11 protein-coding genes are annotated in these 12,603 nt (G+C 39.0%); all 11 read left to right on the forward strand.

Annotation, left to right across the window (positions count from 1 at the left end; all coding sequences use genetic code 11):
• Window positions 1-151: 151 nt before the first annotated feature.
• Complete coding sequence (locus tag BMY14_RS03180; RefSeq protein ID WP_091829137.1) at window positions 152-2,203, forward strand: sigma 54-interacting transcriptional regulator; 2,052 nt, start codon at window positions 152-154, stop codon at window positions 2,201-2,203.
• A gap of 341 nt (window positions 2,204-2,544) precedes the next feature.
• Window positions 2,545-3,684, forward strand: a complete 1,140-nt coding sequence (locus BMY14_RS03185; RefSeq protein ID WP_091829139.1) for an acyl-CoA dehydrogenase — start codon at window positions 2,545-2,547, stop codon at window positions 3,682-3,684.
• 33 nt (window positions 3,685-3,717) lie between these two features.
• On the forward strand, window positions 3,718-5,277 hold the full coding sequence (locus BMY14_RS03190; protein ID WP_218144871.1) for an acyl CoA:acetate/3-ketoacid CoA transferase: 1,560 nt from the start codon (window positions 3,718-3,720) through the stop codon (window positions 5,275-5,277).
• A 14-nt stretch (window positions 5,278-5,291) separates the two neighbouring features.
• Window positions 5,292-6,080 carry an enoyl-CoA hydratase-related protein gene (locus BMY14_RS03195; RefSeq protein WP_019552737.1) on the forward strand — a complete coding sequence of 263 codons (789 nt, stop codon included), beginning with the start codon at window positions 5,292-5,294 and terminating at the stop codon, window positions 6,078-6,080.
• 80 nt (window positions 6,081-6,160) lie between these two features.
• Window positions 6,161-6,940 (forward strand): electron transfer flavoprotein subunit beta/FixA family protein, encoded by a 780-nt coding sequence (locus tag BMY14_RS03200; RefSeq protein WP_091829141.1) that lies wholly within the window; start codon window positions 6,161-6,163, stop codon window positions 6,938-6,940.
• An 11-nt stretch (window positions 6,941-6,951) separates the two neighbouring features.
• A complete protein-coding gene (locus tag BMY14_RS03205) occupies window positions 6,952-7,887 on the forward strand; it encodes an electron transfer flavoprotein subunit alpha/FixB family protein (protein ID WP_091829143.1) in 936 nt (311 codons plus the stop codon).
• Between the two features lie 25 nt (window positions 7,888-7,912).
• A complete protein-coding gene (locus tag BMY14_RS03210; protein WP_091829145.1) occupies window positions 7,913-9,196 on the forward strand; it encodes an FAD-dependent oxidoreductase in 1,284 nt (427 codons plus the stop codon).
• Window positions 9,193-9,480, forward strand: coding sequence for a ferredoxin family protein (locus BMY14_RS03215; RefSeq protein WP_091829147.1), 288 nt, complete (start codon window positions 9,193-9,195; stop codon window positions 9,478-9,480). The genes BMY14_RS03210 and BMY14_RS03215 overlap by 4 nt, the downstream gene beginning before the upstream one ends.
• A 29-nt stretch (window positions 9,481-9,509) precedes the next feature.
• A complete protein-coding gene (locus BMY14_RS03220; protein WP_091829149.1) occupies window positions 9,510-10,226 on the forward strand; it encodes a CoA transferase subunit A in 717 nt (238 codons plus the stop codon).
• Window positions 10,227-10,360: 134 nt separating this feature from the next.
• The gene (locus tag BMY14_RS03225; RefSeq protein ID WP_091829151.1) at window positions 10,361-11,020 is read left to right on the forward strand and encodes a 3-oxoacid CoA-transferase subunit B; all 660 of its coding nucleotides are present in this window, start codon (window positions 10,361-10,363) and stop codon (window positions 11,018-11,020) included.
• Between the two features lie 190 nt (window positions 11,021-11,210).
• The gene (locus BMY14_RS03230) at window positions 11,211-12,599 is read left to right on the forward strand and encodes a short-chain fatty acid transporter (protein WP_091829153.1); all 1,389 of its coding nucleotides are present in this window, start codon (window positions 11,211-11,213) and stop codon (window positions 12,597-12,599) included.
• Window positions 12,600-12,603 lie beyond the last annotated feature (4 nt).

Consider the following 12,603-nt stretch of genomic DNA (forward strand, 5'->3'; position numbering starts at 1 on the left):
TATAAAATGCTTTTGATTATGCATTATATTTGTTAGAATGTACATATTAAGAAATATAATAGATTGTAAAAAAATAATAGAGCTGCATTTTGAATTTGATATAAAATTTGTGACGGAATGCGTGATTTTTAAGTAAGGGAGAGAAATTGGTATGTTAGTACGAGACTTTATGACGCCGAATCCTCATGTTTTGGACAAAAAAGCAAAATTAAAAGATGTTGTAAATTTATTTTATAAGTACAAATTGGAAGCTGTTCCTATTTTAGATGAAGCTGGAAAATTGTGCGGTCTTGTAACGAGAACCGATATTATTGATACGATGGTAGACCAACTGTCAACGTCGATTAGTATTGAGTGTATTATGACCAAAAGTGTAGTTACCGTTCATCCTGACAATACACTGGAGGAAGCTTGGCAGATACCGATCACACATTTACCAGTTGTTGATTATGATGATAAAATTATAGGTTTATTAAACAGACAGGATTTTGTTGAAATCTTTTATAAAGAGCTGAGTAAATATAAGAATTCGGTACAGCAGTTAAGTGAATTATCATATAGCGGCGTTATTGGCATTAACCTCTATGGAATAATCAATCAGATTAATTCGGTCGCCGCGTGTTTGCTTGGTGTAACGCAAGAGTGTGCTTTGGGAAAATTTATCCATGATATTATTCCGAATACACGACTTATGGAAGTTGTACATACGGGCAAAAAAGAATTAGGTGCCACTATCGAAATTAATGGACAAAAATTGACGGTGAATCGAGCTCCTATTTGTGAAGGTTATAAAATTGTTGGTGCAGTCGTAATTATTCAGGATGTCTTTCCCAAGAATACGCTTGAAAAAGAAAATTTACTTAAATTAGAGGCAAAAGCAGAGGTATTGGAGCAAGTCTTTAGTAGTTTAAAACAAGGATTAATTATTGTTGATACGGATAACATCATTCGTTTTGTTAACGATGCTTATGAAGAAATAATGGGGATTCCCCGTGAAAAACTGTTGAATCATAATGCGCAGGAGGCAGTTGAAAATTCAAGGATGCATATTGTATTGAAAACGGGAATTCCTGAGCTGGATGCGATGCAATCCGTGCAAGGTCGTCAAATTATTGCGGATCGTGTACCATTTTTTAAAAATGGAAAAGTGGTTGGTGCGATTGGCGAGGCGATTTTTAAGGACATTAGTGAGGTTGAACAATTATTAAAAAGAAATAAAAGACTGATGGAAGAAAATCCAGCGAATAAAAGGATAAAGAGTAATGATTTACAGCCAAAATTGATGACTTTTGAGAATATTATTGGGCAATCAAGGAATATGATCCAGGTAAAAAGTCTGGCAGCTAAAATAGCTGCAACGGATACAACGGTGTTAATTCAAGGGGAGAGTGGAACGGGTAAGGATCTTTTTGCTCAGGCCATTCATAATGCCAGTAATAGAAATAATAATAAATTAGTAGCAATTAACTGTGCGGCAATTCCGGCAGATTTACTTGAATCAGAATTGTTTGGCTATGATGAAGGGGCTTTTACCGGGGCAAAGAAAGGTGGGAAAAAAGGTAAGTTTGAAATTGCTGAAGGTGGAACTTTATTTTTGGATGAGATTGGTGATATGCCAATGGTTATGCAGGCGAAATTGCTTAGAGTTATACAGAATAAAACATTCGAGCATGTAGGCGGGGAAAATGTCCATGTTTGTAATGTACGATTTATTGCTGCAACAAATAAAAATTTACAAGATTTAGTAAAAAAAAGGTTATTTCGTGAAGATCTGTATTATCGTTTAAATGTCGTTTATTTAAAAGTTCCGCCACTTCGGGAACGGAAAGAAGATATTCGTGAAATCATTGAAATGATGATGCCGGTTATCTGTAATAATTTAAATATAACAATTAAGCAATTTTCAGAAGAAGCAATCGATAAAATGCTTTTATATAAATGGCCGGGAAACATACGCGAATTGATTAATGTATTGGAACAGATTGCTGCGACCGTTAGCAGCATGATCATTCAAGTCAAAGATATTCCAGCCTTTGTTTTGGAAAAAGAAAAGAGTGAGTATTTCGAAAATGAAAATATTGATGAGGCCTCACAGTTGCGGTCTGTTTTGGATAAAACACATGGAAACAAAGCATTAGCCGCTAAAATGCTGGGGATTCATCGGTCAACATTATATGAAAAATTAAAGAAGTATGAAATATGATATATATATAATATTTAATGCAACTTATTTAGAAAGCGTATTTATTTTTAAAAGTGTTGGGAAAGTGTCGGAACAGACAATCACTGTCTGTTGATCCGACACTTTTTTTTATTTGAAGTGTCGGCATTACGTGCGCCTCAAAAAAATAACCATAACTTTTTTTTATAATAAAATAACCTTTAGACATCAATGGTTTGATGTTTTTTGATAATTTAATTTGATAAAAAGATAAGGTTTGGCATGTGAGTTGCATTAACAAAAGATGACACGGAAACGCAATTCAATGTTCAAGGTTATATAAAAACGTGTCGGTTATAAAAAATTATTGAGGAGGATTTATTATGGATTTTCAACTTACAGAAGAACAAACGCTATTACAACAAAGTGCCAGAGAATTTGCTGCTACATACTGTGAACCAATTGCAGCAGAAATAGATAAGACTGGCAGGTATCCGGCAGAAACAATTGAGCAATTGGCAAAACATGATTTTATGGGGATGCCTTATCCAGAAGAATATGGTGGAGCTGGTGCTGATTATCTGAGTTATACGCTTGCTGTAGAGGAAATTTCAAAAGTATGTGCTTCAACAGGAATTATTTATTCTGCGCATTGCTCTTTAGGATTATGGCCAATTTATAAATGGGGATCGGAAGATTTGAAGAAAAAATATCTTGTTCCTTTATGTAAAGGCGAAAAATTAGGAGCTTTTGCATTAACTGAACCTGGTGCAGGGACGGATGCAGCATCCGGAACTTGTACGGCGATATTGATGAATAATGAATATGTCTTGAATGGGACGAAATGCTTTATTACAAATGGTGGATTGGCCGATGTCTATATCATTTTTGCTTTAACGGATCCATCGAAAGGCATAAAAGGGTTAAGTGCTTTTGTGGTAGAAAAGGGTCTGGTTGGTTTCGAAATTGGCAAACACGAAGATAAAATGGGGATTCGTGGTTCACAGACAACAGAATTGATTTTTAAAGACTGTCATGTAGCGAAAGAAAATCTTATTGGCGAAGAAGGCAAGGGTTTTAAATATGCCATGCAGACTTTGGATGGTGGTCGTGTTGGTGTTGCTGCACAAGCAATCGGCATTGCTCAGGGAGCGTTGGATGCGGCCGTTAAGTTTGCAAAGGAAAGAGTTCAGTTTGGTAAGCCGATTGCTACAAAACAGGCGATTCAGTGGATGCTGGCAGATATGGAAACACAGATACAAGCTGCTCGTTTGCTGGTATATAATGCTGCTGCAGCAAAAGACAGAGGGGAATCCTTTAGTAAAGAAGCGGCCATGGCGAAATTATTTGCTGCGGAAACAGCAGACTATGTTTGTACAAAAGCAATTCAGGTTCATGGCGGGTATGGATATATTAAAGATTTTAAAGTAGAACGTTGTTATCGTGATGCAAAAATTTGTTCATTGTATGAAGGTACGAGTGAAGTACAACGAATGGTTATTTCTGGAGCGTTATTACGCTAATTTATAGCTGAAGAAAATAAGGATGTGATAAGATTGAAAATTATTACGAAAGAAGCAGCGATACAACTGATAAAAGATGGTTCTTTTGTTGGTTTGGCTGGGTTTGTTGGATGCGCGCATCCTGAAACTTTAACGGCAGCCTGTGAAGAAAGTTTTTTAAAAAATGGGCACCCTAAAAATTTGACGATTCAATTTAGTGCTGGTATTGGTGATGGTAAAACAAAAGGATCAAATCATTTTGGAAATGCAGGAATGGTTAAGCGAATTATTGGTGGTCATTATGGTTTGGCACCGCGCCTGGGTGAATTGATTTCCAAAAATCAAACCGAAGCATATAACCTTCCACAGGGGATTGTCGCGCATCTTTGGCGTGCGGCGGCTGGCAATAAACCAGGTGTTCTGAGCAAGGTTGGTTTAAAGACTTTTATTGATCCTCGCTTAGAAGGCGGTAAGCTTAATGAAAAAACAACAGAAGACATTGTAAAACTGATGCCGATTGATGGGGAAGAGTATTTGTTTTATAAGGCGTATAAACCAGATGTGGCTTTAATTCGTGCAAGCACGGCGGATGAAAACGGAAATTTGACGATGGAACGCGAGTCTGTGATAACCGAAGCTTTTGCTATTGCTGGAGCAGCAAAGGCAAATGGTGGTATTGTCATTGTGGAAGTGGAACGAATTGCGGTAAAGGGAACTTTGAAACCGATGGATATAAAAATTCCAGGGGTACTGGTTGATTATGTAGTTATGGGAGATAAAGACAAATTCTTGCAAACAAATGGTGAATATTATAATCCTGCTTATACAGGCGAAGTGAAATTTCCGTTAGGAAATGTCGTTCCACTGCCGCTTACAGAACGCAAGGTCATTGCCCGCAGGGCAGCAATGGAATTAAAGCCTCATTGTAAGGCAAATCTGGGTATCGGGATGCCGGAAGGTATCGCAACGGTAGCTGCTGAAGAAGGATTTGGTGATACGTTGACAATGACAGTTGAATCCGGTGGCTTTGGTGGAGTACCGGCTGCTGGGGCAAGCTTTGGCGCAACGGTAGATGCAGAAGCGATGATTTGTCAGACTGATATGTTTGATTTTTATGATGGAGGGAATTTGGATGTTACTTGTCTTGGCATTGCTCAGGTTGATAGCTTTGGCAATTTAAATGTCAGCAAGTTTGGACCGAAAATTCCCGGCTGTGGTGGATTTATTAATATTTCGCAAAATGCAAAAAAAATTGTTTTTTGTGGAACTTTAACGGCAGGCGGACTTAGGGAAACAATAAAGGATGGCAAGCTGGTTATTGAACAAGAAGGCAGATCTAAAAAATTTGTTCAAAAGGTAGAGCAGATTACGTTTAGTGCAGAATATGCAAAATCGATTCACCAACCCGTGATCTTTATTACGGAAAGAGCTGTTTTTGAATTGCAGGATGAGGGACTTGTATTAACGGAGATTGCCCCGGGTATGGATTTGCAAAAAGATATATTAGGGCAGATTGATGCTAAGGTGAAAGTGGCGGCAAATCTTAAAGTTATGGATGAAAGAATTTTTAAAGAGAAAATCATGGGCCTGGCGGCTGATATGATAAATGCGTAGAGGAGTGGATGGAAATGAAAGAATATAATAATGCAATCGTAGAGATAGAAAATGGAACAGCAGTCGTGACCCTGAACCGGCCGCAAGCTTTGAATGCTTTGAATGATGAGTTAATGTCAGAAATTAATGACATTTTTACAGATTTAAATCAAGATAACAGTGTAAAGGTTATTATTCTTACTGGTGCTGGTGAAAAATCTTTTGTTGCTGGTGCAGATATTAAAGAAATGAAAGATTTAAATGCGGATGAAGGAAGACGCTGGGCGGAAAAAGGTGAAACGACTTTCTTAAAAATAGAACAGTGTGAAAAGCCAGTGATTGCAGCAATTAATGGTTTTGCCCTTGGCGGTGGCTGTGAAATTGCAATGGCTTGTGATATTCGAATTGCCGCAGAAAATGCAAAATTTGGGCAGCCTGAGGTTGGATTGGGTATTATCCCTGGCTTTGGTGGAACACAGCGCATGAGCCGTTTAGTTGGGCGTGGTATGGCGAAATATCTTATTTATACAGCCAATATGATTAAAGCAGATGAGGCGTATAGAATCGGTTTAGTACAAAAAGTAGTTCCTCTGGCAAGTTTATTAGAAGAAGCTAAAAGTTTAGCGCAGACAATTATAAAAAAGAGTCAGACGGCAGTTTGTTTTGCTAAAGATGCAATTAATCGTGGTGCAGAAATGTCTATGGCAAATGCTATGGCCTATGAAGCTTATATTTTTGGTATGTGTTTTGGCGGTGAGGATCAAACGGAAGGTATGAATGCTTTTGTTACTAAAGCAAAACCAAATTTTACAGGGAAATTTTAAAAGAAACAGTGCTGTTGCAGCCATTGAAAACAGTATTTTCTGATAATTGTGGCCGAGCAAAGCCAGAGGAGTTGAATCACATGGATATAGTTGCCTGTTATAAATGGGTATTAGATGAACAAGATATAAAAATTGTCCCGGGAAGTCTTTTATTGGATACGAGTCGGGCTAAAGGGAAAATCAGTGACTATGACAAAAATGTCATTGAAGAAGCTGTACTTCAGGCAGAGAAAGATGATACTGTCACGGTAACAGCACTTACTTTTGGTAATGCGAAAGCGAAACAGTCCTTAAAGGATGCTTTATCGCGTGGTCCGGTAAAAGGATATTGGGTGAATGATGCAGCAGCCGATATTGCAGATGGATTTGTAACAGCAAATGTACTGACTGCAGCACTCAAAAAAATAGGGGCATATGATTTAATTTTATTTGGTGAAGGATCTTCTGATGCATATGGTCAGCAGGTTGGCCCGCGTGTTGCCGCTTTATTGGGAATCCCGGTAGTTACGTTTGTAACGAAATTAGAAATTTCAGAGGGGAAGGTTATGGCTGCGCGGAAAATCGGTGATTGCACAGAAGATGTAACGGTGAATCTTCCGGCAGTTATTACCCTGTTGCCAGAAGTATGCAAACCTCGTATTCCAGGATTGAAGCAAGTTTTAGGTGCTTCAAAAAAACCTGTTCAAGAATTTAAATTAGCCGATTTAGATCTTGTTGCAGAGAATACACTCCCTAAAAATAAAATAAAATCAATTCAGGGATATGCTATGGATCGTAAAAATGAAATTTATACCGATGGTACGGTTGATGAAAAAGTAAATACATTAATAGCAAGTCTTACAAAAGAAGGACTGTTATAGGGGGTGGAAGTATGAATGGGATTTTTGTATATTCAGAAGATATAGCCGTGACCAAGCAATTGCTGAATATTGGGCGCAGCCTGGCTGATGTATTGCAGGTAAATGTAACGGCATTGGCTTTGAATGAAACGGAAACGGATACAGCGGGTTTGATCGCATGCGGTGCAGAAAAAGTTATTGCATTGAGTGGCAGCAATCCATGGGTGGAAAGTTATGCCGAATCCATTGCCGAATGTATTGCAAAAGAAAATCCGTTGCTTGTACTGATTGGCGGTACAATGCGGGGTAAAGATGTTGCAGCAAGGATTGCTGCCTGGCATAGCCATGGTTTGGTAAATAGCGCCATGTCGATTGAGGTCGTTGAGCGTAAGCTGGAAACAAAACGAATGCTGTATGGCGGGTTGGCTGTTTGCAAGGAAGAACTCAGTGAAGGCTGTATCGTTACCATTGATCCACGGACTTATGAGGAAGCCGCAGCAGATCCGCTGCGGAACGGTGATGTGGTTGCCTGTACAGCACAGTCCAATGATGCAGTGCTTGTTGGTGGTGTTTGCCCTATTGTTCGAGAACGAGCAGATTTGGCAAATGCTGAAAAAATAATTTGTGTAGGCCGGGGGCTTAGTTCACAATCCGATATGAAACTAGTGGAAGACCTTGCAGAAAAAATTGGCGCAGAAATTGGCTGCTCACGGAGCATCGCCGAAGATTATCATTGGTTACCGACTGAATCTTATATTGGCCTTTCCGGGCAAAAGGTAAAGCCGCAATTGTATTTGTCTATCGGTATATCGGGGCAGGTACAGCATATTGTCGGTGCACGTGATGCAAGAGTTATTGTTGCAATTGATAAAAATGAAAAAGCACCAATTTTTTCTGCAGCTGATTATGGTATTGTCGGTGATTTATATGAAATTGTACCAAAGCTTATTGAAAAATTGGGGAAATAAGTTAGTGACCGGGGAGATGTGAAAAATGGAAGATGAAAAATTTGATGTTATTATCGTTGGCGCCGGTCCGGCAGGGAGTGCCTGTGCATATATTCTGGCTCGTGAGGGCAAGTCGGTTTTAATGATTGAACGCGGTGATACAGCTGGTAGTAAAAATGTCACGGGTGGTCGTCTGTATACGTATGCTTTGGAATTAGTTGAATCTAATTTGTATAAAGAGGCCATATTAGAACGTGCTGTTGTGCGAGAACAAATTATGATGCTCTCTGATAAAACGGGTCTTACAATTGATTATTTCGCCGGGACAAATATGGAAGAACGTATGCCGCAGTCCTATACGATTTTACGGGCACCATTTGATGAATGGTTTGCTGGCAAGGCCGAAGAACAAGGAGCAATGATTGCGGCTGGTATCTTGGTAGATGAACTGATCGAAAAAGATGGTAAAATTGTTGGCGTAAAAGCTGGTGGTGACGAAATGTATGCGGATCTTGTCATAGCAGCCGATGGTGTTAATTCGTCTATGGCAAGGCAGGCTGGGTTGAAGAAGGAATGGAATGGACATGAGGTCGGTATTGGGGTAAAAGAAGTCATCGAATTAGATCCGGAAACAATACAACAGCGGTTTAATATTGGACCGGATGAAGGCGTTGCACGAGCCATTCTTGGTGGCACAGATTCTGTAATGGGCGGGGGCTGTTTGTATACAAATAAGGATACTATTTCATTGGGGGTTGTCTTAAGTCCGGCATCTCTTGCGGCACAAAAGCGTTCTATTGCTGATATATATCAAGATTTTAAGATGCATCCTGCCATTTATCCATTGATAAAAGATGGAACGACCGTAGAATATAGCGCTCACCTTGTACCGGAAAACGGATGGAACAGTGTACCAAAAAAATTGTACCGTGATGGTTTTTTAATGGTGGGGGATGCTGCTGGATTTGTCATAAATACCGGGACAATGATACGAGGTATTGATTTGGCTATTGTTAGCGGCGTAGCAGCAGCACGTGCTGTTTTGAAAGCCGCTGCACCAGCTGATGTCGGGCAGCTTTATATGAAAGAATTAAATGAGCTGCAGCTCATTTCAACTATGCAGTTATTTGCTGGCTGGCCGCAAATTACGGGGCTGCCTCGTATGTCTTCTGTGTATCCGGATTTGGCCAACGAAATGATAGGGTCATTGTTTTATGTTGATGGTAAACTTCCCAAACGCATGGATAAATCAATGCTGCAGATTTTGAGAAAACATGTTGGCATTGGCCAGGTTTTGGCGGATGCATGGAAGGGGTTTAAGGCACTATGACAGTACAAAAGCAAGGAACAGATGAACTATTAGGTTTGGATAAATTTACGGTAGATGAAGAAAATGCGCATATTGTGCTGGATAAAACGGCTTGTGCTGTTTGCAATGATAAACCTTGTCTGGTCGTTTGCCCAGCCGGGCTTTACAAATTAAATGACAAAGGTGAAATCCTTTTTGATTACGCGGGGTGTTTGGAATGTGGTACTTGCAGAATCATGTGTCATCAACTTAAACAATGGAAATATCCAACCGGAACTTTTGGCGTATCATTTCGATTTGGTTGATTTAAAATTGGAAGGAGTGGAATAATGTTATGAATAAAGTAATGGAACTAGATCAAGTAATGGGGAAAGTTCATGATGGCATGAGTATTATGTTTGGTGGATTCTGCGGTGTTGGGGCGCCACTCACTTGTATCCAAAAGATCGCTGAGTCAGGAGTTAAAGACTTAACGGTGATGGCAGTTGTTGCTACATATCCAGGGGGGCACTTTGACTTGGCTCCTCTTTTTGCAAATAAACAAATAAAAAAATTCATCTGTTCTCATGTGGGAACTTCGCCAGAAGCTGTACAAGCCTTAAAGACAGGTGATTTAGAAATTGAATTTTTCCCACAAGGCAGTTGGATAGAAAAAGTACGAGCTGGTGGAGCTGGCTTAGGTGGTGTACTAGTTCGTACGGGCTTGCACACTATGGTAGAAGAAGGCAAAGAAAAAATTACAATTGATGGAATAGAATACTTGATAGAAAAACCACTTCATGCGGATATGGCTTTTATTAAAGGTTATCGTGCAGATAAATGGGGGAATGTTGAATATCGCTATACAGCTATCAATAGTAACCCGACGATTGCTACGGCTGCTGATTTTACTGTGGCGGAAGTTAACGAAATTGTTGAAGTCGGCGATATTGATCCACAAAGGGTGGGCACTCCGGCAGTTTTTGTTAAAGCAATCATACAAGGAAATACATTTAAAGAGCATAAGGCTGTTTACCACGATATATGGGCGAGCACAGGCCAACTTAAATAATATGAGCTTGTTGTTAAAATAAGTAAAAATTTTTTTCTTTGTCATAGATGAAAGAATTGATTTATCTATTATTGCGTGTAGAAATGAAAAGATGTTATGTGAAAATAGAATTATATAAGGAGGTATCTTTTGATATGAACGCAAAAGAAATGATTGCTCGTAGAGCGGCCAAAGAATTGTCAAATGGAGAAGTTGTAAATCTTGGTTTTGGTATTCCAACTACTGTGGCAAATTTTGTTCCTGAGGGCGTGGAAGTTCTTTTAGAATCAGAAAATGGTGCACTTGTATTTGGTGCTGCACCAAAGGATGGAGAAGAAGATCCGGATCTTGGTAATGCGGGTGGTTTGCCTATTACAATGATACCAGGTTCTGCTTGCTTTGATGAAGCTACATCTTTTTGCATTATTCGTGGCGGTCATGTTGATACGACTATTTTAGGTGCGCTTGAAGTGGATCAGGAAGGCAGTATTGCTAATTGGGCCACACCGGTTGCACCAGGAAAATGGAGTCCTGGCATGGGTGGTGCTATGGATCTCGTAATGGGAGCTAAAAAAGTTATTGCCACCTTTGTTCATACACTCAAAGGCGCTCCTAAAATTCTGAAAAAATGTTCTCTTCCTATTACGGGTAAAGGCTGTGTATCTAAGATTATTACCGAAAAATGTGTTTTAGAAGTTACGCCAAAAGGTCTTTTACTTGTAGAATTGGCTGAAGGGGTAACGATTGAAGAACTTAGAGCTTGTACAGAAGCAGAGTTTTTGGTAGCGGATGAAGTAAAACCATATCAATTATAAATTAATAAAGTAGAATAGAGTTATAGTTGTTTTAAAATATGGGCGTTTAATAGTGCAAAAAAATATCATGGATGAAGAGGTTGTGCTATTGCAGAATTAAAAGCTTACAAGCATAACCTTTTTATGTTTTATTAATTTTTTTAGTTAAAGCATTCTGCTATAGATGGAAATAGAGGGAGATGGATTTTGTATGAGCAGTCATGATCTAAATCAATCAGGTAAAAAAAAGATAACAGACTATTTTACGGAATTTGCGGAGCGCTGGGTTCCGGATTCGTATGTTATTGCTCTTGTTTTAAGTGTTGTAGCCTTTGGACTTGCGGCGATTTTTACACCAAATAATCCATATCAAATCGTACAGGCATGGGGAAAAGGGTTCTGGACACTACTAGAATTTTCGATGCAAATGTCGTTAATTGTTATTACGGGATATGCTTTGGCGACAACACCTCTTTGTAAAAATTTAATTGCTGGTGTTTGTAATAAGCCGAGCACAGCACCACAGTTTTATGTGTGGGCAGTTATTATTTCTTCCATTGGTTATTATCTTAATTGGGGGTTTGGCTTGGTTTTTGCAGCACTCATTACAAAAGAATTAGCCAGGCAGGCAGCCAAGAAAGGGATTTTAGTTGATTATCGTTGTTTATGCGGTGCCAGCTGGACAGCATTTTATATTTGGCATATGGGACTTTCCGGGTCAGCACCGCTGTTGGTTGCTACTGCAAATCATTTTATGGTGAAAGAAATTGGCATTATTCCAATCACACAAACCATTTTTCATCCATATACTTTAATTTTACTTGGTATTTCCGTGCTGGCAATTGTCATATTATTTTGGAAAGTGTTGCTACCAACCGACGCTGGCAAAATTAAAACGTTTGCGGATTTAAGGCCTGATTTGGCAATTGATGAAAAGGTTGAAGTCGTTCAAAATAAAAAAATAACCACACCAAGTGAATGGTTTACTTATACACCATGGTTTTCTTATATTATTGGTATCATGTTTTTAGTATATCTGTATTATCATTTTGTTGAACTGGGCAAATCGCTCGATATTAATGTGCTGAATTTTATCTTTTTGATGTTAATTATCTTTTTGTACAAAAAACCAGCTGATTTAATTAAAGCAATTAAGGCCTCTACATCGGCATCGTGGGGGGTTATTTTACAGTTCCCATTTTATGCTGGTATATTTGGCATTATGAAATATACTGGACTGGTGGATACTCTTTCACAATGGGTTATTAGTTTTAGTACAGAGTTCACTTTCCCCGCAATTGCAGCAGTACTGACGGCAGGAATCGGATATTTTATCCCGTCTGGTGGAAGCAAATGGGTTATAGAGGCACCATTTCTTATTCCGGCAGGTCAGGCATTAGGGGTTCCGGATGCAAAAACAATTATAGCATATATGTTTGGTGGAGATTTAGTGGCATTAATTCAACCATTTTTCGCAGTACCATTTATGGCCGTAGCGGGGCTTGAATTTAAAGATTTTGTTGGTTATTCATTTGCTGCATTTATTGTTTTGGGCATCATCATGGTTTTAGGGTTAACTTTTATCCCATTTGCACTATAAATAA

The organism is Propionispira arboris (genome assembly GCF_900109225.1).
Classification (GTDB): Bacteria; Bacillota; Negativicutes; order Selenomonadales; family Selenomonadaceae; genus Propionispira; species Propionispira arboris.